Origin of the sequence: Microbacterium sp. SLBN-111 (genome assembly GCF_049739645.1) — a bacterium.
Lineage (GTDB): Bacteria > Actinomycetota > Actinomycetes > Actinomycetales > Microbacteriaceae > Microbacterium.
Genome location: NZ_JBMGQH010000001.1, coordinates 10,829 through 36,217, shown reverse-complemented (window position 1 = coordinate 36,217; position 25,389 = coordinate 10,829). Strand labels below are relative to the sequence as shown.

The following is a 25,389-nucleotide window of genomic DNA, read 5'->3' as shown; positions in this document are numbered from 1 at the left end:
CCGACTCAGCCCCCGACGGTCTGACGCGTCACGCCCAGACGTCCCACCCAGTCGCGGATGACCTGGCGCTGGCCCGCGTCGCACGTGTAGCCGTATCCGACGCTGACCTCGTAGTACGAGTATTCGTCGATCGACACCTCATGGTCGAGAGACCAGCCGTCGAGGAACGTCAGCGCGTAGCAGTCGGCCATCGTCTCGACGTCGCCCCCGAAGGACGCGAGGGCGGCGTCCGTCGGACCCGGGTTGGTGAACTGCAGGACGTGGGCGTATTCGTGGTACGCCGCACCGGTGCGGATCCAGTCCGTCATCGTCGGATCCGCTCGCGTACCGGCCCGCACGTGGACGGTGAAGGGGTCGGTGCTCGTGACGCACGCCAGGGCCGTGTCGCCGCAGGGTGTGGCGTCGTCGAAGACGGTGGACACCCAGCCCCGTCCGAGGCTGTCGAGCGTGGCCTCCCACGCGGTGCCGGAGGCGTTCGACGCCGCCTGATCCGCCACACCCGCGGACTGTTCGGAGATCTCCGTCGTCAGCTCCTTCAGCACCTCGACGTCCTGACCGAGACCGGTGGCGTTGCGGCGGTGGTTCCACGCGCTCTCGGCGAGGTTCTCGACGCGGTTCCACGGGACGACGGTCGAGTACGGAAGCCCCACGAGCGGGTCGACCGTCGCGTACAGGTCGTCCATCGCGGCACCGAACTGTTCCTTGCGGTCGATCATCTCCTGCTGCTCGTCGAGGCGTTGCTGCTGATCCGTGATCTTCTGCTGCTGATCCTCGATCTGCGTCCGCGCCTCCTCCAGCTGCGTGACCACCCAGAAGAAGCCGAGCCCGCCGGCGACGACGACGAAGAAGAGCAGGACGGACAGGATCACGACGCTCGTCCGCGGGCGCCGCGCCCGTGCCGTCGGGGACGGTTCGCCGTTCGGCACCGCGGGCGAAGGAGTGGCGGCCGGGTCCGGCACGGGGGAGGCGGGGGAGTTCGACGACACGGGACTCGCTCTCTCGAGGTGTCCTGTCATGCTAGGGGCCGCTCACCCGGGGCCGAGATGGGCCTGTGGACAAACGCCCCGGGAACCACGAAGGCCGGATGCCGCCTCGAGGGGGCATCCGGCCTTCCGGATCGTCGTACCGACGTCAGACCGTGCGCAGGACCGCGACCACGCGCCCGAGGACGACGGCTTCGTCGCCCAGGATCGGCTCGAACGCGGAGTTGCGGGGGAGCAGCCACGTGTGCCCGTCGCGGCGGCGGAACGTCTTGACGGTCGCCTCGCCGTCGAGCATGGCCGCGACGATCTCGCCGTTCTCCGCCGTCGCCTGCGCGCGGACGACGACCCAGTCGCCGTCGCAGATGGCCGCGTCGATCATCGAGTCGCCGGACACCTTGAGCATGAACAGTTCGCCCTTGCCGACGAGCTGGCGGGGGAGCGGGAAGATCTCCTCGACCTGCTGGTCCGCCGTGATCGGGACTCCCGCGGCGATCCGCCCGACGAGGGGCACGAGGGCGGCGTCGCCCACGGCGGGTGCGGTGTCGGCGGGGTTCTCGGCAGCCGTGCCGGGCAGGTCGATCAGCACCTCCATCGCGCGCGTCTTCCCGGGGTCGCGGCGCAGGTATCCGCTCAACTCGAGCTGGTTGAGCTGGTGGGTGACGCTCGAGAGCGACTTGAGCCCCACGGCATCGCCGATCTCGCGCATGCTCGGCGGATAGCCGTGCCGTGCGATCGAGCGCTGGATCACCTCGAGGATCGCGAGCTGCTTGTCGCTGAGGCTCTTCCGGCGCCGGGTCTGCGGCCGTTCGCGGCCGGCTGCGGTCGTCGCGTCGGTCATGTGTGCTCCCCTCGCGCCGCGCTTCCGATGCGGCGGAAATTCGAATGTCGGAGGTCCGTGATGAGGTCTCCTCGTCGAAACCGTATCCGGTAGATCACTCGAACAAGGCGGAGCGCTCCGCGTGTCGCGTTCGATCGGTCTCCGAGAACCCCGGTGTTGACACTCTCACAGTATCGAAGATAGATTCGGAATACAGATTCGCACCACCGCCCTCCCGGCCGAGGGTGGGGTGCGAATCTCTCCCCACTGAGGAGCACACCATGAGCAGCATTGCCGTCACCACCCCCACGACCCGCCTGCGGCTGACCGCGCGCGGGCGCCGCGTGTTCGCCTTCCTGGCCGCGCTGCCCGTGGTCGTCGCGCTCGCCATCGCCGTCGTCGGCGGGGGAGCGGCTCTCGCCTCCAACGAGTCGGGCGCGCCGGCGGGCGCGTTCACCGAGATCACCGTCATGAGCGGCGAGACCCTGTGGTCCATCGCCGAAGACGTCGCACCGGGTTCCGATCCCCGCGACGTGGTGGCCGAGATCACCCGGTTGAACGCGCTCGAGAACGGGTCCGTCACCGCCGGCCAGCGCATCGCGATCCCCGCGGAGTACGCCCCGAGTCGGTGATCCCCGGGTACGGAGCCGCCTACGATGGGTGAGGTGACCGTTCGCCTCGATGACCTGCCTCTTCGCGACGACCTGCGGGGAATGACTCCATATGGAGCACCCCAGGCTGCGCTTCCCGTCGCTCTCAACGTGAACGAGAACACGCATCCGGTTCCCTCCGAGGTGGCCGACGACATCCTGGATGCCATCGCCCGGGCGCTGCGCGACGTCAACCGGTATCCCGACCGGGAGTTCACCGGACTCCGAGAGGCGTTCGCCGACTACCTGGGCAACGGGCTGACGCGCGAGCAGATCTGGGCGGCCAACGGCTCCAACGAGGTCCTCCAGCACATCCTGCAGGCGTTCGGCGGTCCGGGCCGACGCGCCCTCGGCTTCACTCCGACGTACTCGATGTATCCCATCCTCACCCGCGCCACCGGTGCGGAGTGGGTCGCGGCCGAGCGTGAGCACGACTACACGTTGAGCCCGGCGTTCGCCGCCGAGCAGGTGGTGCGCGAGAACCCCGACATCGTCTTCCTCTGCGCGCCCAACAACCCGACGGGAACGCCGCTCGGCCTCGACGTCATCGAGGCCGTGTACGCCGTGACCGACGGCATCGTGATCGTTGACGAGGCGTACCACGAGTTCGCGCCGCACGATGCCCCGTCCGCGGTGACACTCCTGCCCGGCCGTCCGCGTCTCGTCGTCTCCCGCACCATGAGCAAGGCGTTCGCCTTCGCCGGCGCTCGCGTGGGCTACCTCGCCGCGGATCCGGCGCTGATCGACGCGCTGCGCCTCGTGCGCCTGCCCTACCACCTGAGCGCCCTCACGCAGGCGGCGGCGACCGCTGCGCTCGGCCACGCCGAGACGATGCTGTCCATGGTCGACGAGATCGTGGCCCAGCGCGACCGTATCTCCGCCACGGTGGCGGCCCTGGGCTACGTCGCGCACGAGTCGTGGACGAACTTCGTGCTGTTCGGCGGAGTCGACGACCCCGCGGCGACGTGGAAGGCGCTGTACGACCGCGGCGTGCTCATCCGCGATGTCGGCATCCCCCACCACCTCCGCGTCACCGCCGGGACGGCGGACGAGACCACCGCGTTCCTGGACGCCCTGGCCTCGGTAGGATCGCGAGCATGACCGGCCCCGTCACGCCCCGCACCGCCACGATCGTCCGCGAGACGAGCGAGTCGCGGGTGGAGCTTTCGCTGGACCTCGACGGCACCGGTGCGAGCGAGATCTCGACGAGTGTGCCGTTCTTCGACCACATGCTCACGGCGTTCGCGAAGCACTCGCTGACCGATCTGCGCGTGACGTCGACGGGCGACACCCACATCGACGCGCACCACACGGTGGAGGACACCTCGATCGTCCTTGGCCAGGCGATCCGTCAGGCCCTCGGTGACAAGTCCGGCATCGCTCGCTACGGCGATGCGCTCGTCCCGCTGGACGAGGCGCTCGCGCAGGCCGTCGTCGACATCAGCGGTCGCCCCTACCTCGTCCACACCGGCGAGCCGGTCGGCTTCGAGCACCACCTCATCGGCGGCCACTTCACCGGGTCGCTCGTGCGTCACTCGTTCGAGGCGATCTCGATCCACGCGGCCCTGACCGTGCACGTCCGCGTCCTCGGGGGTCGTGACCCGCACCACATCGCCGAGGCCGAGTACAAGGCGCTCGCTCGTGCGTTCCGTCAGGCCAAGGCTCTCGACCCGCTCGTCGACGGCATCCCGAGCACGAAGGGTGCGCTGTGAGCAAGCCCGTCGTCGCCGTCCTCGACTACGGTTCGGGCAACGTCCACTCGGCGGTCAAGGCGCTCATCGAGGCCGGCGCCGACGCGCGTCTGACGTCCGACCGCTCCCTCCTCCTCGACGCCGACGGACTCCTCGTCCCCGGTGTCGGGGCGTTCAGCGCGGTCATGGGCGCTCTCAACGCCAGCCGTGGCGGCGAGATCATCGACCGGCGCCTCGCGGGTGGCCGTCCGGTGCTCGGCATCTGCGTCGGCATGCAGGTCATGTTCGGCCGCGGCATCGAGCGCGGCACCGACACCGAGGGACTGGGGGAGTGGCCGGGTACGGTGGCCGAGCTGTCCGCCCCCGTGCTCCCGCACATGGGCTGGAACACGGTGTCCGCGGGCGAGGGCTCGCGTCTGTTCGACGGCATCGCCGACGAGCGGTTCTACTTCGTGCACTCGTACGCGGCGCAGGAGTGGTCGCTCGAGGTGACGCCTCCGTTCCCCGAGCCCGTGCTCACGTGGTGCACGTACGGCGCTCCGTTCCTCGCGGCGGTCGAGAACGGCCCGCTCGCGGCGACGCAGTTCCACCCCGAGAAGTCGGGCGAAGCCGGCATCCGGCTCCTCGCGAATTGGATCGACGGGCTGGGCGCGACTACTGTGTGACCTCGTGCCCGGGGCTGGCGAGAGGCGCCTGCCGGCACGAGGAGCCATGAACGATTTCGCGTCCACGCCCGAGCTTGTCCTTCTCCCCGCGGTCGACGTGGCCGACGGCAAGGCCGTCCGACTGACCCAGGGAGAGGCCGGCACCGAGACCAGCTACGGCGACCCCGTGGATGCCGCGCTGGACTTCGCGCGCCAGGGTGCCGCCTGGATCCACCTCGTCGACCTGGATGCCGCCTTCGGTCGCGGCAACAACACCGCCGTGATGCGGAAGGTCATCAAGCAGGTCAAGGGTGTGCAGGTCGAGCTGTCCGGTGGCATCCGTGACGACCGCTCGCTCGAAGCCGCGCTCGAGAGCGGCGCGACGCGCATCAACCTCGGAACCGCCGCCCTGGAGAACCCCGAGTGGGCCGCCCGACGTCATCAACCGGTACGGCGAGGCCATCGCGGTGGGCCTCGACGTGCGCGGCACGACGCTCGCCGCCCGCGGCTGGACGCGTGACGGCGGCGACCTGTGGACGGTCCTCGAGCGACTCGAGGACGCGGGCTGCAGCCGTTACGTCGTCACCGACGTGACGAAGGACGGCACGCTGCGCGGCCCGAACCTGGAGCTGCTCCGCGAACTCACGCAGCGCACGCCCAAGCCGATCGTTGCGTCGGGCGGCGTGTCGAGCCTCGACGACATCGCCGCGCTCCGCGAGCTCGTGCCGCTCGGTGTCGAGGGTGCGATCGTGGGCAAGGCGCTCTACGCGGGCCAGTTCACCCTGGCCGAGGCGCTGGATGTCGCCGGACACTGACGATCCCCACGGCCACGGTCCGCACCTCGGCGGTCCGCGCGCCGATTCGGCCGGCGTCCCCTGGGAGGGGCGGCGTTTCGAGGCGAACCCGCACTCGGGCGACGACGGCTCCGCGGACCCGGCCCTGCTCGCCGCGCTCGAGGCGTTCTCTGCGGGGAGCGGTGACGCGACCGACGTCGTCGAGGCCTACCGCACCGCGCGTCTGCTGATCCCGCTCGTCGCGGAGAAGGGTGACCACGGCGTCGGACCGCACGGGCTCGAGGTCGACAAGACCCAGGAGCTTTCGATCGTCACGGTCGCCGCGCCCGACGGACGCAAGGTGCTGCCCGTGTTCAGTTCCGTCGCCGCGATGCAGCGCTGGGATGCGACAGCGCGCCCCGTTCCGGCCGACGGCCGCCGTACGGCTCTCGCCGCGGCCTCGGAGGACACCGAACTGATCGTGATCGACCCGACCTCCGACACGGAGTTCGTGCTGCGCCGACCGGCCGTGTGGGCGATCGCACAGGGCGAGTCGTGGGAGCCGGCCCACGTGGCCCCGGCCGTATTCACGGGGCTGCAGGAGAGCATCTCCGGCGAGCTCGCGGTCCTGGATCTGGCGGTCCAGCCGGGCGACCCGACGGGTCGCCTCCGCGGCCCCGAGCTGGTCGTCCATCTCCAGTTGATGTCGGGTCTGGAGCAGGAGGAGTTGGATGCCGTGCTCGCGCGTCTCGCGCGCCGTTGGGCCGCCGACGACCGCATCGCGGTGCTCGTGGATTCGCTGACGGTGAAGCTGCATCGCAGCACCGACGTCTGACGCGAGGACTCACGCGGGCGTGCGGGCGTCCGCCCATCGGGCCCACAGTCCGCGCAGCGCGGTCTCGAGCCACGCGCGGTAGCGGTCGTCGGTCCACCCCGACTTCGTGACGAAGAACGCGTGGGTCTCGGGGCCGACAAGGTGATTGAGCTCGTCCGCGGCCTGGTCCTGATCTCGCGGGTCGAGCAGGCCGCGCTGGCTCATCCAGGCGGCAGCGAGGCCGAGGTCCGCACGTCGCCGGGCGTCGAGGTCGGCGATGGCTGCCGCGGCGAGCTCGTCGGTCTCCGCGGCCACGGCCATCGCGCGCACGATCCCTGCGGTGGCCCCGGTTGGCAGCCGCGACGTAGTCCAGCCATGCGCGCACGGCATCGTCGGTGTCGGGCCGTGCCATGATCTCGGCGATCGCCGGACGCTCCGCGAGACTGTGGGGGCCATCGTCGCCGGCGAACGTCCGCTCGAACGCCGCCACGAGCAGGGCTGCTTTGGTCCCCGCGAGGTGGACCGACTGCACCGACACCCCGGCGGCCGCCGCGATGTCCTTCATGGTCGTGCGGGTGTACCCGTCCCGGGCGAAGAGCTGCGCCGCCGCGTCGAGGATGGCCGCGCGCGTACGCTGCGCCTCCGCCTGGCGGGCGGGGGAGGAATAGGGGCGCGGGGGCATGGCATCCTTCCACTATCGTTAGAGTCCAAATCTAACGAAATGGATGCGCTCATGGCGACTCTCCTCCTGGCGTCGAACCCGATTCACGGTCATGTCGGCCCGATGCTGCAGGTCGCGGGCCATCTCGTGCGCGAGGGGCACGACGTGACGATGGTCACCGGCACGCGGTTCCAGGAGCGGGTCGAGGCCGCGGGCGTGGGTTTCCGTCCCCTCGGCGGCGCGGCCGACTATGACGACCGTCGCCCCGACCTCCACCTCCCCGACCGGGCGAAGTACTCCCGGGGTGCGGCAGGCGCAGTACGACATCCGCACGATCTTCGTCGACACGATCCCGGATCAGTACGCGGCCGTGGATGCCGCGATCGACGCGACCCGTCCGGATGCCGTGCTCGTCGACGGTGCCTTCGGCGGGATCCTGCCGGTCCTCTACCGGGGTCGCGCGCGGCCGCCGGTGCTCGCCCTGGGCGTCACACCCCTGTCGCAGTCGTCGCGTGCGCTCGGACCGTACGGGATGGCGCTCCCGCCCGCACGGGGAGCGCTCGACCGCGCCCGGTACGCGGTCCTCGACGTCCTCGCGCGTCGACTCGTGTTCCGTCCGACGCAGCGGGCCGCCGTCCGGGCACTCGCCGCTTGCGGCACGCGACCGCACGGATTCGTCATGGATCTGTCGCGGCGCTTCGATCGATTCCTGCAGACCGGGCCGGCGAGCCTGGAGTATCCGCGCCCGGATCTCGCGGCGAACACGCACTTCGTCGGCGTTCTGCCGCAGGCGGGATCCGACGTGCCCGTGCCCTCCTGGTGGGGCGATCTCGACGCGGCGGAGCCGTCGTCCACGTCACGCAGGGCACGATCGACAACCACGACTTCGGGCGCCTGGTCGGCCCGACCCTGGCGGCGCTGGCCGACCGCCCGGTCACCGTGGTCGTCAGCGCGGGCGGACGCGCGGTCGAGGATCTCGGCCCGCTTCCGGCGAACGCGCGAGCCGCGAGCTACCTGCCCTATGACGCTCTGCTGCCGCGCACGGACGTCTTCGTAACGAACGGCGGGTTCGGGGGAGTGCAGGCGGCTCTCGCCGCGGGCGTTCCGGTCGTCGTGGCCGGCGACACGGAGGACAAGCCCGAGGTCGCGGCGCGCGTCGGCTGGACGGGCGCGGGCATCGACCTGCGGACGGGGACCCCGAGCCCCGCGGACGTCGCCCGGGCGGTGGACGCCGTCCTGGCCGACCGTTCCTATCGGGCGGCGGCGAGCCGTCTCGCCGCGGATGCCGCCCGCCACGACGCCCTGGCCGAGATCACGCAGCATCTCCTTGAGGCTCAGGTCCTGTAGCCACCGCTCACGTGCTGCCGCATCCGTCGGTCGCGGCCGTCGAGCGTTGTTGCTCGGGCAGATCGCGGAGGGATGCCGTCCTCCCGAGCCAAAACCCCAACCCGCCGCTCTCATGCTCCCGCGGGTGTCACCGAGGAGCCGTCCTGCGGCACAGGGCGGAGGGATGCCGTTCTCTCGAGGCAATCGGGGTAGGGGCCCTGTTCTTGCCTCGGGAGGACGGCATCCCGGAGCCCGGTACCCCAGAACGAGCGACCTAGTTGACGGGACCCGTCCACTTTTCGCCCGGCCCCTTACCGATGGGGTCGGGGATCACCGAGGCTTCACGGAAGGCGAGTTGCAGCGAGCGGAGGCCGTCGCGGAGAGAGCGCGCGTGCATGTCGCTGATCTCGGGGGCTCCGGCGGTGATGAGGCCGGCCAGGGCATTGATGAGCTTCCGGGCCTCGTCGAGGTCGATCTGCTGCTGCGGGTCGTCGGCGAGTCCGACCTTCACCGCGGCGGCACTCATGAGGTGGACGGCGGTCGTGGTGATGACCTCGACAGCGGGGACGTCGGCGATGTCGCGGGTGGCGGAGGCGGAGGCGCGCTCCTGCTCCTCCCAGCGCGCGAGGCGCTCGGGATCCTGTGCGGCGCGGGCGTCGTCGGGGGAAGTCGTGTCCACGTGGTTCTCTCTGCTAGACTATGGCGGGCTTCGGAGCGTTCTGCTCCGTACGAAAGAGGATCACATCCCACCCGCGCTTGCCGCTCCAGGCTACCGGGTTCCCGCACTCCGCTCCGTCTCGCACGGGGTTGCTCGGGTGCAGAAGCCGGTGCTCAGGGCACCGTGCCGGGTGGCGTGTACTCCTCTTCGCCCGTGGTCCCCCAGGATCGCGGCGGCCGTCATCCGCAGACAAGAGGAGTTCCGCATCAGCGATCCCCGCACCAACGAGCGCATCCGAGTCCCGGAAGTCCGACTCGTCGGACCCAACGGCGAGCAGGTCGGCATCGTCCGCATCGAAGCTGCGCTGCGTCTGGCCCAGGAAGCGGACCTCGACCTGGTCGAGGTCGCGCCGAACTCGAGGCCGCCCGTGGTCAAGATCATGGACTACGGCAAGTTCAAGTACGAGGCTGCCCAGAAGGCCAAGGAAGCGCGTCGCAACCAGGCGAACACCGTCCTCAAGGAGGTCCGGTTCCGTCTGAAGATCGAGGCGCACGACTACATCACCAAGCTCAAGCGCGCCGAGGGGTTCCTGCAGGCGGGCGACAAGGTCAAGGCGATGATCCTGTTCCGCGGTCGTGAGCAGTCCCGTCCCGAGCAGGGTGTGCGCCTGCTCCGTAAGTTCGCCGAGGACGTCGCCGAGTTCGGCACGGTCGAGTCGAACCCCACGATCGACGGCCGCAACATGGTGATGGTGATCGCGCCGCACAAGAACAAGTCCGAGGTCAAGACCGAGCAGAACGCCCAGCGCGCTGCGAACCGTGAGGCGGCCCGGAGCGCCGCCCGCGGCGACTCGGCCCCTGCGGAACAGCCCACCTCGGCACCGGCCGAGTAAGGCCCCCCGAACTCCCGCCCGGCGGGAAACACAACGAAGGAAGAGACATGCCGAAGCAGAAGACCCACTCGGGTGCCAAGAAGCGCTTCAAGGTCACCGGCAGCGGAAAGATCAAGAAGCAGCAGGCGAACCTCCGCCACAACTTCGAGGGCAAGCCCACCAAGCGCACCCGTCGTCTGTCGGCGGACAAGATCCTCGCGCCGGGTGACGCCAAGGTCGCCAAGAAGCTGCTCGGTATCTGAGCGTCCGCGAGATTTAAGGAAGATTAGTCATGGCTAGAGTCAAGCGGGCCGTCAACGCCCACAAGAAGCGTCGCGTCATCCTCGAGCGCGCCTCCGGTTACCGGGGTCAGCGTTCGCGTCTGTACCGCAAGGCGAAGGAGCAGGTCACCCACTCGCTCGTCTACGCGTACCGCGACCGTCGCAAGCGCAAGGGCGACTTCCGTCGTCTGTGGATCCAGCGCATCAACGCCGCGAGCCGCCAGAACGGCCTCACGTACAACCGCTTCATCCAGGGCCTCGGCCTCGCGGGTGTACAGGTCGACCGTCGCATGCTCGCCGAGCTCGCGGTCAACGAGCCGGCCGTGTTCGCGTCGCTCGTCGCGACGGCCAAGGCTGCGCTGCCCAGCGACGTCAACGCCGCCAAGACCGCGTAATACCGGTTTCCTGAACGGGCGTCCTCTTCGGAGGGCGCCCGTTCGGCATTTCTCCGCGGGTTCCCGGGGTTCATGCCTCTCGCGCCATACACTGGGACCGTGCTGGAGAACCCTCGTTCGCCGCGTGTGCGCGCCGTGGCCAAGCTGAGCAAACGCGCCGCTCGGCAGGAGACCGGTCTGTTCCTCCTCGAGGGTCCGCAGGCCGCGCGTGAGGCGCTCGCGTGGGCGTCGGAGACGGTGCTCGAGCTGTATGCCACTCCGACGGCTCTCGAGAAGCACACCGATGTGCGGGATGCCGCGATCGACGCCGGTGTCGACCTGCAGTACACGACCGAGGCGGTCCTGGATGCCATGGCCGACACGGTCACGCCGCAGGGCATCGTCGCGGTGGCCCGGCAGTCGCCGACGGCGCTGAAGGACATCCTCGCGGAGGGCCCGACGCTGCTGGCGATCTGCGAGGAGGTGCGTGATCCGGGGAACCTGGGCACGATCATCCGTGCGGCGGACGCCGCCGGCGCCGATGCCGTGATCCTCACGGGCCGCACCGTCGACCTGTACAACCCCAAGGTGGTGCGTTCCACCACGGGCTCGCTGTTCCACCTCCCCGTCGCGGTCGATCTCGAGCTCGCCGACGTCGTGGAGCGCGTGCACGAGGCCGGTCTGCGCGTGGTGGCGGCCGATGTCGGGGGCGATGACTTCGTGGCATCCCGAGGCCTGCTGTCTCAGCCGACGGCGTGGCTGTTCGGCAACGAGGCGCGCGGTCTCGACGAGGCCGCGCTCGCGTTCGCGGACCAGTCGTTGCGGCTCCCCATCTACGGCCGGGCGGAGTCGCTGAACCTCGCCACCGCCGCGAGCGTGTGCCTGTACGAGACCGCGTTCGCCCAGCGCGCGGGCTGAACCCCGGCTGTTACAGAACGGTTAAGGCCGACGCCACGAGGTGGCGCATTCTTATCCATCTCATAGGGTGGGTGGATGGCATCCGTTCCCCCGGCGGGCCCTGAGCCCCTTGTCGTCCTCTCCGACGCGCAGAAGCACTACGGCCAATTCCAGGCGCTGAAGGACATCGATCTCTCCGTGGACCGCGGCGAAGTCGTGGTCGTCATCGGCCCGTCCGGCTCCGGCAAGTCGACCCTGTGCCGCACGATCAACCGCCTCGAGACGATCACGAGCGGAACAATCACGATCGACGGTGCACCGCTGCCCGAAGAGGGGAAGGGGCTCGCGAAGCTGCGCGCCGATGTCGGCATGGTCTTCCAGTCCTTCAACCTCTTCGCCCACCTGACGATCCTCGAGAACGTCACGCTCGGCCCGATCAAGGTCCGCAAGATGAAGAAGGCGGATGCCGAGAAGGAGGCGCGTGCGCTCCTCGACCGGGTGGGCGTCGGGCACCAGGCCGACAAACTGCCGGCGCAGCTCTCCGGCGGTCAGCAGCAGCGCGTGGCGATCGCCCGCGCGCTGGCGATGAAGCCGAAGGTCATGCTCTTCGACGAGCCGACGTCCGCGCTCGATCCCGAGATGATCAACGAGGTCCTCGACGTCATGGTGGGTCTCGCCGCGGACGGCATGACGATGATCGTCGTCACCCACGAGATGGGCTTCGCCCGCAAGGCCGCGAACCGCGTGGTGTTCATGGCCGACGGTCAGATCGTCGAGCAGGCGACCCCCGAGCGCTTCTTCACCCAGCCCGAATCCGACCGAGCGAAGGACTTCCTCTCGAAGCTCATCACCCACTGACTCCGCGGCGGAACGACGGCGTTCCGCTGCCCGCATCGCCTCCGGCACACGTGCCATCCCCCCGTATCCCCTCCGCACAGCACACGTAACCAAGGAGACATCACATGCGTAGAACCCGGCTTCTCGCGGGCGTCGGCGTCATCGCCGCCGGCCTGCTCGCTCTCACCGCCTGCAACAGCGGCACCCCCGGTTCGCCCGACGCCGGCTCCGGCGAGGGTTCGTCCGACGCTCCCGTCTGGGGCGAGGTCGCGTCGAACGTGACGATCGACGGCAGCCCGACCTTCGAGAAGATCAGTTCGGCGGGCAAGGTCGTCATCGGTGTGAAGGAAGACCAGCCCGGTCTCGGCTACCTCGACCCGGTGACGGGCGAGCGCAAAGGCTTCGACGTCGACATCGCGCGCTGGATCGCCGCCTCGCTCGGCTACGACCCGGCCGACGAGTCGAAGGTGGAGTACAAGGCCATCGCCTCGGCCAACCGCGAGCAGGCGCTGATCAACGGCGACATCGACTACTACGTCGGCACGTACTCGATCACCGACAAGCGCAAGGAGCAGATCTCCTTCGCCGGCCCGTACTTCCTGACCGGTCAGGGTCTGCTCGTCGCGGCCGACGACGACAAGATCACCGGCAAGGATTCGCTCACCGCCGACACGACCGTCTGCTCGGTCACCGGCTCCACGCCCATCCAGCGCATCCGCGAGCAGACGCCCGCCAAGGTGGTCGAGTTCGACACCTACTCGCAGTGCGTCGAGAAACTCAAGAACGGCGAAGTGGATGCCGTCACCACCGACGAGGCCATCCTCCTCGGCTACGCCGCCCAGGACCCCGACAACCTCAAGATCGCGGGCGAGCCCTTCAGCGAGGAGCGCTACGGCGTCGGCCTCGCCAAGGGCGACACGGCGTTCCAGGAGTTCGTGAACACGCTGTTCACCGACGGCGGATCGACCTGGCAGGCGATCTTCGAGAAGAACCTCGGTGCCTCGGGCGTCGAGGGCAAGCAGCCCGCGGTCGACGCCGCCGGTTGATCACGCGGTGCGGGCGGCGTGAACGCGCCGCCCGCACCTTCGACCTCGTCGATCACAAGAAGACAGGAAGCAACCGGTGAATCAGATTTTCGACTACCCCGACCTGTGGGCGCAGGCCCTGTGGGGGACCGTCGTCCTGTTCCTGGGCGGTGGCGTCATCGCCATCGTGCTCGGGTTCGTCGTCGCGGCCATGCGCGTCTCGCCGGTGCCGATCGCGCGAGCGGTCGGCGCGGTGTACGTGAATTGGATCCGCAACACCCCGCTGACGCTGGTGCTGTTCTTCTTCGCGTTCTGCGTCCCGCTCCTAGTCGACGTTCCGCGGGGGTTCTTCCTCCCGCTCGCCGTCTGCGGCCTGGGGATCTACACCGCGACGTACGTCGCCGAGACGATCCGCTCCGGCATCAACACGGTGCCGGTCGGACAGGCCGAGGCGGCACGGGCACTCGGGCTGGGGTTCGGTCAGGTCATGACGCTCGTGGTCCTCCCGCAGGCGACCCGGTCCGTCATCCCGCCGATGGTCAGTGTCTTCATCGCCCTCCTGAAGAACACCACCGTCGCCTCGGGCTTCTCGGTGGTCAACCTCGGGAACATCCGCGCCAACATGAGCGAGAACGGCGAGAACCAGCTCGTGACGATCGTCCTGGTGATGGTGATCTTCGTCCTCCTCGTGCTGGTGTTGTCGGCTCTGCAGAGCGCCGCCGAGAAGAAGTGGAAGGTGGCCCGATGAGCTCCTCCGTCCTCTACGACCTGCCCGGCCCCCGCGCGCGGCTGCGCAACCGGGTCCTCGGCATCCTGACCCTCGTCCTCGTCGCCGCCGTCATCGCGTTCGTGGTGTGGCGCTTCGTCGACACCGGACAGTTCTCGGCCGCGAAGTGGAACGTCTTCACGTACAGCGCCATCTGGGTGCGCTTCGGCGAGGCGACGCTGGCGACCCTCGCGGCGTTCGCCGCCGCGGCGGTCGGGGCGCTCGTCCTCGGATTCGTCCTCGCGATCGGGCGTATGTCCGACCACGCGTGGGTGCGGCTCCCCGTCGGATGGATCGTCGAGATCCTCCGCGCCGTCCCGGTGCTCGTCTTCATGCTGCTGCTCTACTACGGGCTCCCGGTCATCGGCATCCGGATGTCGTCGTACTGGGCCGTCGTCATCGCCCTCATCGCGTACAACGGCTCGGTGCTGTCCGAGGTCATCCGTGCCGGCGTCGAGTCGCTGCCGCGCGGCCAGCGGGAGGCCGGCTACGCGATCGGCCTGCGCAAGGCCGGGGTCATGCGCCTCGTGCTGCTGCCGCAGGCGATCCGGGCGATGCTGCCCGTGATCATCGCTCAGCTCGTGGTCACTCTCAAGGACACCGCGCTCGGCTTCATCATCACTTATCCCGAGCTGCTGTACTTCGCGCGTCTCCTCGGCTCGAACGGCGAGTACGGCTCTCCGCTGATCCCGGCCGCCATGATCGCGAGCGTGATCTACGTCGCGATGTGCCTCGCCCTCTCGTACGCGGCTCACCGCGTCGAGGTCGGTCTGCGCCGCTCGCCGAAGGCGACCCGCGTCGCCGGCGCCGAGCCTCCCGGCCAGACGGGTACCGACACGGAGCTGATCGTCGCTCAGCGTGGGCTCGGCAAGCACGACCCCGGTTCGCCGGCGTAGTGTCCGACGGGCGGGGGAGTGTCCCCGCCCGTCGGTAGACTCGGTTCTCGTGTCTGACGCACCCGAGATCACCCCCGAGGCCGTCGCCTCCGCCGTCGATGCCGCGCTCGCGGCCGTCGCCGACGCCGCGACCACGGCCGACCTGAAGGCCGCCCGCTCCGCGCACGCCGGGGAGCAGTCGCCGCTGTCGCGACTCAACGCCCAGCTGCGCAACGTCGCCCCCGAGAACAAGGCCGAGTTCGGCAAGCTCGTCGGGCAGGCGCGGGGGCGCGTGAATCAGGCGTTCGCCGCCCGCGAGGGCGAGCTCGCCGAGGCCGAGACCGCGGCCCGGCTGGAGGCCGAGCGCGTCGACGTCACGGCCCTCCCGCAGCGCGCGCGCATCGGTGCGCGGCATCCCATCTCGCTCCTCCAGGAGCAGGTCTCCGACATCTTCGTCGGCATGGGGTGGGAGATCGCCGAGGGCCCCGAGCTCGAGCACGAGTGGTTCAACTTCGACGCGCTGAACTTCGACGTCGATCACCCGGCGCGCCAGATGCAGGACACGTTCTTCGTCGACCCCGTCGCCCGCCATCTGGTCATGCGGACGCACACGAGCCCGGTGCAGGTGCGGTCGATGCTCGAACGCGACCTCCCGATCTACGTGCTGTGCCCGGGCCGCGTCTACCGCACCGACGAGTTCGACGCGACGCACCTTCCCGTCTTCACGCAATTCGAGGGCCTCGTGATCGACAAGGGCATCACGATGGCGCACCTGAAGGGCACGCTCGACCACGCCGCGCGCGTGCTGTTCGGGCCCGAGGCCAAGACGCGTTTCCGCGCGAACTTCTTCCCGTTCACCGAACCGAGCGCCGAGCTCGACCTGTGGCACCCCTCCTTCAAGGGCGGGGCGCGCTGGATCGAGTGGGGCGGCTGCGGAATGGTGAACCCCAACGTCCTGCGGGCCGCCGGGATCGACCCCGAGGAGTACTCGGGCTTCGCGTTCGGCATGGGCATCGAGCGCACGCTCATGTTCCGCAGCGACGTCCAAGACATGCGTGACATGGCCGAGGGCGATGTCCGTTTCAGCGAGCAGTTCGGAATGGTGGTCTGATGCGCGTCCCGCTCTCCTGGTTGCGCGAGTACGTCGATGTGCCCGCGGAGGCCACGCCGGAAGACGTCCTGGCGGCTCTGGTGTCGGTCGGCTTCGAAGAAGAGGACGTGCACCGCTTCGAGCTCGAAGGACCCATCGTGGTCGGCGAGGTGAAGGAGTTCACCCCCGAGCCGCAGTCCAACGGAAAGACGATCCGGTGGTGCCAGGTCGACGTCGGCGAAGAGAACGGCGGCGTCCGCGGCATCGTGTGCGGCGCCGGCAACTTCTTCGTCGGTGACAAGGTCGTCGTGACCCTTCCGGGTGCGGTGCTCCCGGGACCGTTCCCGATCGCCGCCCGCAAGACCTACGGCCACGTGTCCGACGGCATGATCGCCTCGGCGCGCGAGCTCGGTCTCGGCGACGAGCACAACGGCATCCTGCGTCTGGTCGACCTCGGGATCGACGCCCCGGTCGGTACCGACGCGATCGCGCTGCTCGGGCTCGACGACGTCGCCGTGGAGATCAACGTCACCCCCGACCGCGGGTACGCGCTGTCCCTGCGCGGCGTCGCTCGCGAGTACTCGCACGCCACGGGCGCGGCGTTCCGTGACCCCGCCGAGCGGGCGTGGGGCGACCTCGACCCCGGTGCCGGGTTCCCGATCGCGGTCGACGACCAGGCGCCGATCCGCGGCCGCGTCGGCGCGACGGAGTTCGTCGCGCGCATCGTCCGCGACGTGGACCCCACCAAGCCGACGCCGGCGTGGATGATCGCGCGTCTGACGCTCGCCGGCATCCGGTCGCTCGGTGTCCTCATCGACATCACCAACTACGTGATGCTCGAGCTCGGCGAGCCGATCCACGGGTACGACCTCGACCGGCTGCAGGGCGGGATCACCGTGCGCCGCGCCACCGCGGGCGAGAAGCTCGAGACGCTCGACGGCAAGGTGCGCACGCTGGATGCCGAAGACCTGCTGATCACCGACGAGTCGGGCCCCATCGGCCTCGCCGGCGTCATGGGCGGCGGAACGACCGAGATGACCGATGCCACTCGCAACGTGCTCATCGAGGCCGCGATCTTCGACACCGTCTCGATCGCGCGCACCGCGCGCCGCCACAAGCTCCCGTCCGAGGCGTCGCGTCGCTTCGAGCGCGGCGTCGACCCGAAGATCCCCTTCGCCGCGGCCCGCCGCGTTGCCGACCTCATGGTCGAGTACGCCGGCGGCACGCTCGACACGACCGTCGGCGGTGCACTCTTCGCCGAGGTCCACATCGACGGCATCCCGCTCCCGGCCGGTTTCGTCCCGGGTCTCATCGGGGTGGAGTACACGGATGCCGAGATCGAGGGCGCCCTGCGCCTGATCGGCTGCACGGTCGAGCAGCGCGACGGCGACTGGCTCGTCGTGCCGCCGTCGTGGCGCCCCGACCTCACCGACAAGTGGACGCTGGCCGAAGAGGTCGCGCGTATCGAGGGATACGACCGCATCCCGTCGGTGCTCCCGACGCCGCCGTCCGGCCGCGGGCTCACCTCCGCGCAGCAGGGCCGACGCCGTGTCGCCAATGCGCTGGCCGCGGCGGGCTTCGTCGAGACGCCGTCGCTCCCGTTCACGACCGCGGAGCAGAACGCGCTGCACGGCTCGCCGTCGGGGGAGTCGCTCCCGAGCGTCAAGCTCGCCAACCCGCTCGACGGGCTGGCGCCGTTCCTGCGTCGCTCGCTCGTGCCGGGCCTCCTGCAGGTCGCGCACCGCAACCTGTCGCGCGGCATCGTCGACCTGGCGCTGTTCGAGACTGGCACGGTCTTCCTCCCGAAGCCGGGCGTGCAGTACGGCACCGCGTCGGTCCCGCCCCTCGCGGTGCGTCCGGATGCCGCGACGCTGACCGCACTGGATGCCTCGATCCCGCCGCAGCGCCGACACGTCGCGGTGCTGCTGACGGGCCACCTCGTGGCCAAGCAGCCGAGCCAGGCGGCGGTCGCGGCCGACCTCGCCGACGCCGTCGACGCCGTGCGCGTGCTGGCCGGCGCGGCGGGTGTGGACATCGAGCTCGTCCAGGCGCAGCGTGCCGCGCTGCACCCGGGCCGCGCGGCGCGCGTACTGGTCGCCGGCGTCGACGTGGGCTACGTCGGGGAGCTGCTGCCGACGGTCGCGGCGGAGGCCGACCTCCCGGGCCGTGTGCTCGTCGCCGAACTCGACCTCGACGCGCTGCTCGAGCGCGCGCAGGCGCGCGTGGTCGCGGCCTCGCTGTCCGGATTCCCGGCGGCGACGCAGGACGTGTCCGTGGTCGTGCCGGCCGAGGTCGCCGCGGGCGACGTGCGCGCTGCGCTGCTCGAGGGCGGCGCGCCGCTCATCGAGGGTGCACGCCTCGTCGACGACTACCGCGGTGCCGGAGTCTCGGACGGGTCCAAGAGCCTGACGTTCGCGCTGCGCTTCCGCGCCGACGACCGCACTCTGACGGCGGCCGAGGCGTCGGATGCCAAGTTGGCCGGTGTCGCGGTGGCGGCAGACCGGTTCGGCGCGGCGATCCGCGACGGTGACGCGGGAGCGTGAGTCGGCCGACGGCGCCGGGGCAGTGGTCTGCCCTCATCGCCGACGCGGGGGCAGTCGGAAGTGGCCGGCGATGAGGGCAGTGCCATGAGCATACCCCCAACTTGTCCCCCAAATGGGGGACAAACTGAAAGAAGTCGCTGGATCGCCTTTCGGTACGCTCCGATCGGTCGTCTGGGCCCCGGATTTGCCCCCGTCCGGCTGCTCCGGATACTCTCGCGGAATGTCGTCGAACGCCGTCCGCAACGAGGAGCTCTCCGTGAGCACCGTTGTCGTGCGTCGACGTCGGGTCGCACGCCGAGTCTCGGCGACCTCGTAACCCGCCGTCGGTCGGGCATACGGGCGTCGCCGCCCCGGTTCACGCTCATTGCAGCCACAGCCCCGACTTCTAAGGTGGATCCATGACCCTCTCGGTCGCCGTCTCCGGCGCCTCCGGCTATGCGGGCGGCGAGATCCTTCGCCTGCTCGCCGACCATCCCGACGTGGAGATCCGCACGGTCACTGCGCACGCCAACGCCGGCCAGCCGTTGATCTCCCACCAGCCGCACCTGCGCTCGCTCGCGCACCTCGAGCTGCAGGCCACGACGCCCGAGGTGCTCGCCGGTCACGACGTCGTTTTTCTCGCGCTGCCGCACGGACAGTCCGCGGCCTACACCGATGCCCTTGGCGACACGCCGCTGGTGATCGACGCGGGGGCCGACCACCGACTCACCTCCGCGTCCGACTGGGCCGCTTTCTACGGCGGCGAGCACGCCGAGCCCTGGGCCTACGGCGTGCCGGAACTCCCCGTCGGCGACGGCAAGCAGCGCGAACTGCTGCGGGGCGCGACGCGGATCGCTGCCCCCGGCTGCAACGCGTCGACGGTGTCGCTCTCCCTCGCTCCCGGCGTCGCCGCGGGCGTCATCGATCCGGGCGACATCGTGTCCGTCCTCGCGGTCGGGCCGAGCGGCGCGGGCAAGTCCGCGAAGACGAACCTCCTCGCGAGCGAGATCCTCGGCACCGCCAACCCCTACGCGGTCGGCGGCACCCACCGGCACATCCCCGAGATCCGGCAGGCCCTGGCCGCCGCCGGGGCGCCGGCGGATGGCATCCGCGTCTCCTTCACCCCGGTTCTCGTGCCCATGGCGCGCGGGATCCTCGCCACTTCCTCCGCCCCGATCCGCGAGGGGGTCTCGGATGCCGAGATCCGTGCGGCATGGGAGGACGCGTACGCCGACGAGCCGTTCGTCCACGTGCTGCCGGAGGGGACCTTCCCCCGGACGGCGGACGTGCTCGGCGCCAACACCGCGCTCCTCGGCCTCGCGATCGACCGCGCGGCGAACCGGGTGGTCGTCGTCGGCGCCGTCGACAATCTTGTGAAGGGCACGGCGGGAGCCGCGGTGCAGTCCATGAACATCGCGCTGGGTCTCCGCGAGACCACGGCGCTCCCCACGAATGGAGTCGCCCCGTGAGCGTGACCGTCCCCGCAGGGTTCGAGGCGGCCGGTGTCGCCGTCGGATTGAAGTCGACGGGCGCCCGTGACGTCGCGGTCGTCGTCAACCGCGGACCCCTCAAGGTCGGCGCCGCGGTCTTCACGTCGAACCGGGCGAAGGCCAATCCGATCCTGTGGTCCGAGCAGGTCGTCCGGGACGGCGTCGTCGAGGCGGTCGTCCTGAACTCGGGCGGCGCCAACTGCTTCACCGGGTCTTTCGGGTTCCAGACGACGCACCAGACCGCCGAGCGCGCGGCCGAGCTCCTGGGCGTCGGCGCGGGCGACGTGGTCGTGTGCTCGACGGGGCTCATCGGCACGGGCGACGAGGTGTTCCGCGCGAAGGTGCTCGACGGCGTCGAGAAGGGGGTCGCCGCCCTCTCCGCCGACGGCGGCGAGGATGCGTCGCTCGCGATCATGACCACCGACTCGCGGCCCAAGCGGGCCGAGCACCGCGGCGCGGGGTGGAGCATCGGGGGCATGGCCAAGGGTGCGGGCATGCTCGCCCCGGGCCTCGCGACGATGCTCGTGGTCCTCACGACCGACGCCGTCCTCGATTCGGCCGAGGCCGACGCCGCGCTGCGCGCCGCGACGCGCGTGAGCTTCGACCGCCTCGACTCGGACGGGTGCATGTCGACCAACGACCAGGTGACGCTCCTCGTCAGCGGTGCCAGTGGCATCCGGGTGGATGCCGACGAGTTCGCCGCCGCGCTCGCGGCGGTGTGCGACGACCTCGCGGCGCAGCTGCAGGGGGATGCCGAGGGCGCCAGCCACGACATCACGATCCGCGTCGTCGGCGCCGCGTCCGAGGAGGATGCCGTCGAGGTGGGGCGCTCGATCGCCCGGAACAACCTCTTCAAGGCCGCGATCTTCGGCAACGACCCGAACTGGGGTCGCGTGCTCGCCGCCATCGGCACCACGCAGGCGGCCTTCGACCCGTACGACGTCGACGTCTGGATGAACGGCGTGCGGGTGTGCTCGGCCGGCGGTCCCGACCGCCCGCGCGAAGAGGTCGACCTGACCCCGCGTGCGACCGACCTCCTCGTCGACCTGCGGGTCGGCGACGCCGCGGCCACGATCCGCACGAACGACCTCACGCACGACTACGTCCACGAGAACAGCGCCTACGCCTCATGAGCGACATCGACCTTCAGGACACCGATCCGGCCCAGGCGAGTGAACGGGCCGTGACGCTCGTCGAGTCGCTGCCGTGGGTGCGCAAGTACCGCGACCAGGTGGTGGTGGTGAAGTACGGCGGCAACGCCATGGTGAGCGACGAGCTCCAGGACGCGTTCGCGGCCGACATCGCCTATCTCCGTTACGTCGGGGTGAAGCCGGTCGTCGTGCACGGCGGCGGGCCGCAGATCTCCTCCATGCTGAACCGGCTCGACATTCCGAGCGAGTTCCGCGGGGGCTACCGCGTCACCTCGACCGAGGCGATCGGTGTCGTGCGCATGGTGCTGACCGGGCAGATCAACCCGCAGCTCGTCGCCAAGGTCAACGCCCACGGCCCGCTCGCGACCGGGCTCAGCGGAGAGGATGCCGGACTCTTCGGCGGCCGTCGCCGCGGCGTCGTCGTCGACGGCGTGGAGCACGACCTCGGCCGCGTGGGCGACGTCGTCACGGTCGACCCGCAGCCGGTCCTCGATCACCTCGCCGCCGGCCGCGTGCCGATCGTCTCGTCGATCGCGCCCGACCTGGACAACCCGGGCACCTCGCTGAACGTCAACGCGGACGCCGCGGCGGCCGCGCTCGCTGTCGCGCTCAACGCGAAGAAGCTCGTCGTCCTCACGGACGTGCCCGGGCTGTACGCGGATTGGCCGAACCGTGATTCGCTCGTGTCGCACCTGACGTCGACCGAGCTGCGCGCGATGGTCCCGAAGCTCGAGTCGGGCATGATCCCGAAGATGCAGGCGTGCCTCGACGCGGTCGACGGGGGAGTGCCCACGGCCGCCATCATCGACGGGCGAGTGCCGCACTCGGTGCTCGTCGAACTCTTCACCAGTAAAGGAATCGGAACGGAGGTGGTCGCGTGAACGCGGACACGACACAGGAATCCCAGGGCTCGCGCGGCCCGTCCTGGCAGGAGGATGCCGGACGCGACCTCGTCCGCAGCTTCGGCGACCGCATGGCCCTGTTCGTCCGCGGTGAGGGCGCGTACGTGTGGGACGGCGACGGCAAGAAGTACCTCGATTTCCTCGCGGGCATCGCGGTCGACTCGCTCGGCCACGCCCACCCGGCGTTCGTCGAGGCCGTGTCGACGCAGGCCGCGACCCTCGCGCACGTCTCCAACTACTTCGCGACGCCCCCGCAGCTCGCGCTCGCCGCGCGTCTCAAGCGGCTCGCCGGCACGGAGGATTCCGGGCGCGTGTATTTCGCCAACTCGGGCGCCGAGGCGAACGAAGCGGCGTTCAAGCTGGCCCGGCTGCATGGGCGTGGCACCGACCGGACCCGCATCCTGACGCTCAAGGGCGGGTTCCACGGTCGCACGATGGGTGCCCTCGCGCTCACCGGCAAGCCCGCGCTCCAAGCGGACTTCCTCCCGATGATCGCCGGCGTCGAGCACATCGACCCGACGATCGAGGCTCTCGAGGCCGCGGTGGACGAGCACGTCGCCGCGTTCATCGTCGAGCCGATCCAGGGCGAGGCCGGTGTGGTCGAACTGCCCGAGGGGTACCTCGAGGCGGCCCGGGAGATCACCGCGCGCCACGGCGCACTGCTGATCGTCGACGAGATCCAGACCGGCGCGGGCCGCACCGGCGCGTGGTTCGCGTTCCAGCACGCGGGGATCGTCCCGGATGCCATCACGGTGGCGAAAGGCATCGGCGGCGGGTTCCCGATCGGCGCCCTCATCACGTTCGGCGCGGCCAGCGACCTGTTCTTCCCGGGTACCCACGGCTCGACGTTCGGTGGCAACGCGCTCGGCACCGCCGTGGCGGGGGCCGTCCTGCAGGAGATCGAGTCCGCGGACCTCGTCGGCAACGCCGCGAAGCGCGAGGCGCAGCTGCGCGACGGCATCGCCGCCCTCGGCTCGCCGCTCGTCGCCGGTGTGCGCGGCCGGGGTCTCCTCCTCGGCGTGGCACTGACCCACCCGGTCGCGAAGGCCGTGGTGGCCGCGGCGCAGGAGCACGGGCTCATCGTCAACGCCGCGAACGACGAGACGATCCGCCTCGCCCCGCCGCTCATCATCGGGGATGCCGAGATCACCGAGTTCCTGGCGCTCTTCGGCGCCGCGCTGGCCACCGTGGCCGATGCCCTCATCATCGAAGGAGTTCCCGCGTGACCCGCCACCTGCTGCGCGACGACGACCTGTCCCCGGCCGAGCAGGCCGAGATCCTGGATCTCGCGATCGAGCTGAAGAAGGACCGCTGGGCCCAGAAGCCGCTGGCGGGTCCGCAGACCGTCGCCGTGATCTTCGACAAGTCCTCGACCCGCACGCGCGTGTCCTTCGCGGTCGGCATCGCCGATCTGGGCGGTTCGCCGCTCATCATCTCCACCGCGAACAGTCAGCTCGGCGGCAAGGAGACCCCCTCCGACACGGCGCGCGTCCTCGAGCGGCAGGTCGCCGCGATCGTGTGGCGCACCTACGCGCAGGCGGGCCTCGAGGAGATGGCCCGCGGGACCCGCGTCCCGGTCGTGAACGCTCTGAGCGATGACTTCCACCCGTGCCAGCTGCTCGCCGATCTGCTCACGATCCGTGAGCACAAGGGCGAGCTGAAGGGTCTCACGCTCTCGTTCTTCGGCGACGGCCAGAGCAACATGGCGCACTCCTACGTGCTCGCCGGGGTCACCGCCGGCATGCACGTCCGCGTCGCGTCGCCCGCCGACTACGCGCCCCGCCCGGACGTGATCGCGGATGCCGAGCGCATCGCCGCCACGACCGGCGGTTCGATCACGTTGATCGACGACCCCGCGGCCGCGGCATCCGGGGCCGATGTCGTCGTCACCGACACGTGGGTGTCGATGGGCAAGGAGGAGGAGAAGATCGCGCGCATCCGCGATCTCGGCGGATTCAAGGTCACCGCCGACCTCATGTCGCGCGCCGACGAGGACGCGATCTTCATCCACTGCCTCCCCGCCGACCGGGGCTACGAGGTCGAGGCCGAGGTCATCGACGGCCCGCAGAGCGTCGTGTGGGACGAGGCCGAGAACCGGCTGCACGCCCAGAAGGCGCTGCTGGTGTGGCTGCTGCGCCAGGACTGAGGTCGCGCGCGAACCGGGCGTGGCGCCGTTTCGACGGCCCCGCCCGGCTCGTCGGGATCGATCTGGCCCGCGGACTCGCGGTGCTCGGCATGTTCGCCGCGCACCTGCTGACGATCGACGAGGCGTTCGCTCCGGACGATCCCGCGACGTGGCTCGACGTCGTGAACGGTCGCTCGTCGATCCTGTTCGCGACTCTCGCGGGCCTGTCGATCGCGCTCGTCACCGGTGGTACGCGTCCGCTCGAGGGGCCCGCGCGCACCCGCGCGTCGGCCCGCCTGGCGATGCGCGGCGGGTTGCTGTGGGGGATCGGGATCCTGCTGGTGATGACCGGGGTCCCGGTCTACGTGATCCTCCCGGCCTACGCCCTGTTGTTCGCGCTGTCGTTGCCGTTCCTGGGCCTGCGGTCGAGCCGGTTGTTCCTCGCCGCGGCGATCGTCGCGGTGGTGATGCCGTGGATCCAGCCCTTGCTCGACGCCGCACCGATCTGGTCGGGCCCGGGAGGAGACGACCTCGCCGCGTTCGTGGGCTGGCACTATCCGTTCCCGGTGTGGATCGCGTTCCTCCTCGCCGGGATGGGCGTGGGCCGCCTCGACCTCCACCGGATGCGCGTCCAGCTGCTGGTCGCGGTGGTCGGGATCGCGGTGTCCGCGCTCGGCTACGGCCTGGCCCTGGTCGCTCGTCCGGCAACCCCCTACCTCGCGGGGGTCGTGACCGCGGAGGCGCATTCCTCGGGACTGGGCGAGGTCATCGGCTCCGGCGGCTTCGCGATCGCGGTGATCGGGCTGTGCCTGCTGATCTGCCGCACGCCGGCGCGGTGGGTGGCGATTCCCCTGCGCGCGGTCGGCTCCCTGCCGCTGACCGCGTACGTGGCGCACATCGTCGTCTGGGCCGTCTTCGCGGCCACCGTTCTCGGCGACGCCTCCGACCTGTCGGGCGTGCGGGAGGCGGGACTCTTCCTCCCGCTGACCGTGGGGATCGTCGCGGGCTGCACGGTGTGGGCTCTTCTCGTCGGCCGCGGACCGCTCGAGGCCGTGATCGACGGATTCGTGCGTCGCGTCGTGGGGCCACCCACCCGATCGGATGCCACGCCCCCGACGCCCGCGGTCTGAGCGGCCGGGTGGTGTCCGCCGCTCTCGCTAGGCTGG

General features: G+C 70.4%; 27 protein-coding genes and 2 pseudogenes. 23 read left to right on the top strand and 6 right to left on the bottom strand.

Annotated features, from left to right (window positions below; translation table 11 throughout):
- Window positions 1–5: 5 nt before the first annotated feature.
- Window positions 6–869, bottom strand: coding sequence for a hypothetical protein (locus RKD05_RS00185; protein ID WP_424707294.1), 864 nt, complete (start codon window positions 867–869; stop codon window positions 6–8).
- Window positions 870–1,131: 262 nt separating this feature from the next.
- Window positions 1,132–1,821, bottom strand: a complete 690-nt coding sequence (gene lexA / locus RKD05_RS00180; protein ID WP_424707292.1) for a transcriptional repressor LexA — start codon at window positions 1,819–1,821, stop codon at window positions 1,132–1,134.
- A 260-nt stretch (window positions 1,822–2,081) separates the two neighbouring features.
- Between lexA and RKD05_RS00175 the strand changes: the two genes are divergently transcribed.
- The 6 genes and pseudogenes from RKD05_RS00175 (at window position 2,082) to RKD05_RS00150 (ending at window position 6,393) form a co-directional block, all read left to right on the top strand.
- The gene (locus RKD05_RS00175; RefSeq protein WP_424707290.1) at window positions 2,082–2,432 is read left to right on the top strand and encodes a LysM peptidoglycan-binding domain-containing protein; all 351 of its coding nucleotides are present in this window, start codon (window positions 2,082–2,084) and stop codon (window positions 2,430–2,432) included.
- Between the two features lie 24 nt (window positions 2,433–2,456).
- A complete protein-coding gene (locus tag RKD05_RS00170) occupies window positions 2,457–3,551 on the top strand; it encodes a histidinol-phosphate transaminase (RefSeq protein WP_424707288.1) in 1,095 nt (364 codons plus the stop codon).
- Window positions 3,548–4,162, top strand: coding sequence for an imidazoleglycerol-phosphate dehydratase HisB (hisB, locus tag RKD05_RS00165; protein ID WP_022879029.1), 615 nt, complete (start codon window positions 3,548–3,550; stop codon window positions 4,160–4,162). The genes RKD05_RS00170 and hisB overlap by 4 nt, the downstream gene beginning before the upstream one ends.
- Window positions 4,159–4,806 (top strand): imidazole glycerol phosphate synthase subunit HisH, encoded by a 648-nt coding sequence (gene hisH / locus RKD05_RS00160; protein ID WP_424707287.1) that lies wholly within the window; start codon window positions 4,159–4,161, stop codon window positions 4,804–4,806. Before hisB ends, hisH begins: the two co-directional genes overlap by 4 nt.
- Window positions 4,807–4,852: 46 nt before the next feature.
- Window positions 4,853–5,600 (top strand): annotated as a pseudogene (gene priA, locus RKD05_RS00155) (bifunctional 1-(5-phosphoribosyl)-5-((5-phosphoribosylamino)methylideneamino)imidazole-4-carboxamide isomerase/phosphoribosylanthranilate isomerase PriA).
- On the top strand, window positions 5,584–6,393 hold the full coding sequence (locus tag RKD05_RS00150; protein WP_424707286.1) for an SseB family protein: 810 nt from the start codon (window positions 5,584–5,586) through the stop codon (window positions 6,391–6,393). The pseudogene priA and the gene RKD05_RS00150 overlap by 17 nt, the downstream one beginning before the upstream one ends.
- Window positions 6,394–6,402: 9 nt before the next feature.
- Here RKD05_RS00150 and RKD05_RS00145 read toward each other — a convergent pair whose 3' ends face one another.
- From RKD05_RS00145 to RKD05_RS00135, 3 genes and pseudogenes are all read right to left on the bottom strand, one after another.
- Entirely contained in the window at window positions 6,403–6,693 is a 291-nt protein-coding gene (locus RKD05_RS00145) for a hypothetical protein (RefSeq protein ID WP_424707285.1), read from the bottom strand.
- 175 nt (window positions 6,694–6,868) lie between these two features.
- Window positions 6,869–7,054 (bottom strand): annotated as a pseudogene (locus RKD05_RS00140) (TetR family transcriptional regulator); the annotation flags it as partial.
- A gap of 18 nt (window positions 7,055–7,072) precedes the next feature.
- The gene (locus RKD05_RS00135; RefSeq protein WP_424707284.1) at window positions 7,073–7,381 is read right to left on the bottom strand and encodes a hypothetical protein; all 309 of its coding nucleotides are present in this window, start codon (window positions 7,379–7,381) and stop codon (window positions 7,073–7,075) included.
- Window positions 7,382–7,852: 471 nt separating this feature from the next.
- Between RKD05_RS00135 and RKD05_RS00130 the strand changes: the two genes are divergently transcribed.
- Window positions 7,853–8,380: a glycosyltransferase gene (locus RKD05_RS00130; protein WP_424707282.1), complete on the top strand. Its 528-nt coding sequence runs from the start codon at window positions 7,853–7,855 to the stop codon at window positions 8,378–8,380.
- A gap of 253 nt (window positions 8,381–8,633) precedes the next feature.
- Here the strand turns inward: RKD05_RS00130 and RKD05_RS00125 are convergent, their stop codons facing one another.
- The gene (locus RKD05_RS00125) at window positions 8,634–9,038 is read right to left on the bottom strand and encodes a DUF1844 domain-containing protein (protein WP_063257943.1); all 405 of its coding nucleotides are present in this window, start codon (window positions 9,036–9,038) and stop codon (window positions 8,634–8,636) included.
- Between the two features lie 244 nt (window positions 9,039–9,282).
- Here RKD05_RS00125 and infC point away from each other — a divergent pair, with 244 nt between their 5' ends.
- The 16 genes from infC to RKD05_RS00045 all read left to right on the top strand — a co-directional run bounded on the left by infC (window position 9,283) and on the right by RKD05_RS00045 (window position 25,353).
- The gene (gene infC, locus RKD05_RS00120) at window positions 9,283–9,909 is read left to right on the top strand and encodes a translation initiation factor IF-3 (protein ID WP_424711745.1); all 627 of its coding nucleotides are present in this window, start codon (window positions 9,283–9,285) and stop codon (window positions 9,907–9,909) included.
- Between the two features lie 47 nt (window positions 9,910–9,956).
- The gene (rpmI, locus tag RKD05_RS00115) at window positions 9,957–10,151 is read left to right on the top strand and encodes a 50S ribosomal protein L35 (RefSeq protein ID WP_005048908.1); all 195 of its coding nucleotides are present in this window, start codon (window positions 9,957–9,959) and stop codon (window positions 10,149–10,151) included.
- 29 nt (window positions 10,152–10,180) lie between these two features.
- Entirely contained in the window at window positions 10,181–10,564 is a 384-nt protein-coding gene (rplT, locus tag RKD05_RS00110) for a 50S ribosomal protein L20 (protein WP_063257942.1), read from the top strand.
- Between the two features lie 99 nt (window positions 10,565–10,663).
- Window positions 10,664–11,461, top strand: coding sequence for a TrmH family RNA methyltransferase (locus RKD05_RS00105; RefSeq protein WP_424707280.1), 798 nt, complete (start codon window positions 10,664–10,666; stop codon window positions 11,459–11,461).
- Between the two features lie 75 nt (window positions 11,462–11,536).
- On the top strand, window positions 11,537–12,298 hold the full coding sequence (locus RKD05_RS00100; protein ID WP_424707278.1) for an amino acid ABC transporter ATP-binding protein: 762 nt from the start codon (window positions 11,537–11,539) through the stop codon (window positions 12,296–12,298).
- A gap of 104 nt (window positions 12,299–12,402) precedes the next feature.
- Window positions 12,403–13,323: a glutamate ABC transporter substrate-binding protein gene (locus RKD05_RS00095; protein ID WP_424707276.1), complete on the top strand. Its 921-nt coding sequence runs from the start codon at window positions 12,403–12,405 to the stop codon at window positions 13,321–13,323.
- Between the two features lie 76 nt (window positions 13,324–13,399).
- Window positions 13,400–14,050 (top strand): amino acid ABC transporter permease, encoded by a 651-nt coding sequence (locus RKD05_RS00090; protein ID WP_424707275.1) that lies wholly within the window; start codon window positions 13,400–13,402, stop codon window positions 14,048–14,050.
- Window positions 14,047–14,964: an amino acid ABC transporter permease gene (locus RKD05_RS00085; protein ID WP_424707274.1), complete on the top strand. Its 918-nt coding sequence runs from the start codon at window positions 14,047–14,049 to the stop codon at window positions 14,962–14,964. Before RKD05_RS00090 ends, RKD05_RS00085 begins: the two co-directional genes overlap by 4 nt.
- A gap of 49 nt (window positions 14,965–15,013) precedes the next feature.
- On the top strand, window positions 15,014–16,054 hold the full coding sequence (gene pheS / locus RKD05_RS00080; RefSeq protein ID WP_424707272.1) for a phenylalanine--tRNA ligase subunit alpha: 1,041 nt from the start codon (window positions 15,014–15,016) through the stop codon (window positions 16,052–16,054).
- On the top strand, window positions 16,054–18,576 hold the full coding sequence (pheT, locus tag RKD05_RS00075; RefSeq protein ID WP_424707271.1) for a phenylalanine--tRNA ligase subunit beta: 2,523 nt from the start codon (window positions 16,054–16,056) through the stop codon (window positions 18,574–18,576). The genes pheS and pheT overlap by 1 nt, the downstream gene beginning before the upstream one ends.
- Before the next feature lie 398 nt (window positions 18,577–18,974).
- Window positions 18,975–20,024 carry an N-acetyl-gamma-glutamyl-phosphate reductase gene (gene argC, locus RKD05_RS00070; RefSeq protein ID WP_424707269.1) on the top strand — a complete coding sequence of 350 codons (1,050 nt, stop codon included), beginning with the start codon at window positions 18,975–18,977 and terminating at the stop codon, window positions 20,022–20,024.
- A complete protein-coding gene (argJ, locus tag RKD05_RS00065) occupies window positions 20,021–21,178 on the top strand; it encodes a bifunctional glutamate N-acetyltransferase/amino-acid acetyltransferase ArgJ (protein ID WP_424707267.1) in 1,158 nt (385 codons plus the stop codon). The genes argC and argJ overlap by 4 nt, the downstream gene beginning before the upstream one ends.
- Window positions 21,175–22,077, top strand: coding sequence for an acetylglutamate kinase (gene argB, locus RKD05_RS00060; protein ID WP_022879121.1), 903 nt, complete (start codon window positions 21,175–21,177; stop codon window positions 22,075–22,077). Before argJ ends, argB begins: the two co-directional genes overlap by 4 nt.
- Window positions 22,074–23,324, top strand: a complete 1,251-nt coding sequence (locus RKD05_RS00055; protein ID WP_424707266.1) for an acetylornithine transaminase — start codon at window positions 22,074–22,076, stop codon at window positions 23,322–23,324. Before argB ends, RKD05_RS00055 begins: the two co-directional genes overlap by 4 nt.
- On the top strand, window positions 23,321–24,244 hold the full coding sequence (gene argF / locus RKD05_RS00050) for an ornithine carbamoyltransferase (RefSeq protein ID WP_022879119.1): 924 nt from the start codon (window positions 23,321–23,323) through the stop codon (window positions 24,242–24,244). Before RKD05_RS00055 ends, argF begins: the two co-directional genes overlap by 4 nt.
- Window positions 24,223–25,353 (top strand): heparan-alpha-glucosaminide N-acetyltransferase domain-containing protein, encoded by a 1,131-nt coding sequence (locus tag RKD05_RS00045; RefSeq protein ID WP_424707265.1) that lies wholly within the window; start codon window positions 24,223–24,225, stop codon window positions 25,351–25,353. Before argF ends, RKD05_RS00045 begins: the two co-directional genes overlap by 22 nt.
- Window positions 25,354–25,389 lie beyond the last annotated feature (36 nt).

Excerpts from the sequence above, each read along its gene's own strand:
- pheT (WP_424707271.1), top strand. The coding sequence starts at position 16,054 with ATGCGCGTCCCGCTCTCCTGGTTGCGCGAGTACGTCGATGTGCCCGCG.
- RKD05_RS00095 (WP_424707276.1), top strand. The coding sequence starts at position 12,403 with ATGCGTAGAACCCGGCTTCTCGCGGGCGTCGGCGTCATCGCCGCCGGC.
- argC (WP_424707269.1), top strand. The coding sequence starts at position 18,975 with ATGACCCTCTCGGTCGCCGTCTCCGGCGCCTCCGGCTATGCGGGCGGC.
- RKD05_RS00170 (WP_424707288.1), top strand. The coding sequence starts at position 2,457 with ATGGGTGAGGTGACCGTTCGCCTCGATGACCTGCCTCTTCGCGACGAC.
- RKD05_RS00145 (WP_424707285.1), bottom strand. The coding sequence starts at position 6,693 with ATGGCCGTGGCCGCGGAGACCGACGAGCTCGCCGCGGCAGCCATCGCC.
- lexA (WP_424707292.1), bottom strand. The coding sequence starts at position 1,821 with ATGACCGACGCGACGACCGCAGCCGGCCGCGAACGGCCGCAGACCCGG.
- argB (WP_022879121.1), top strand. The coding sequence starts at position 21,175 with ATGAGCGACATCGACCTTCAGGACACCGATCCGGCCCAGGCGAGTGAA.
- hisB (WP_022879029.1), top strand. The coding sequence starts at position 3,548 with ATGACCGGCCCCGTCACGCCCCGCACCGCCACGATCGTCCGCGAGACG.
- rpmI (WP_005048908.1), top strand. The coding sequence starts at position 9,957 with ATGCCGAAGCAGAAGACCCACTCGGGTGCCAAGAAGCGCTTCAAGGTC.
- RKD05_RS00100 (WP_424707278.1), top strand. The coding sequence starts at position 11,537 with ATGGCATCCGTTCCCCCGGCGGGCCCTGAGCCCCTTGTCGTCCTCTCC.
- RKD05_RS00150 (WP_424707286.1), top strand. The coding sequence starts at position 5,584 with ATGTCGCCGGACACTGACGATCCCCACGGCCACGGTCCGCACCTCGGC.
- rplT (WP_063257942.1), top strand. The coding sequence starts at position 10,181 with ATGGCTAGAGTCAAGCGGGCCGTCAACGCCCACAAGAAGCGTCGCGTC.
- RKD05_RS00085 (WP_424707274.1), top strand. The coding sequence starts at position 14,047 with ATGAGCTCCTCCGTCCTCTACGACCTGCCCGGCCCCCGCGCGCGGCTG.
- RKD05_RS00175 (WP_424707290.1), top strand. The coding sequence starts at position 2,082 with ATGAGCAGCATTGCCGTCACCACCCCCACGACCCGCCTGCGGCTGACC.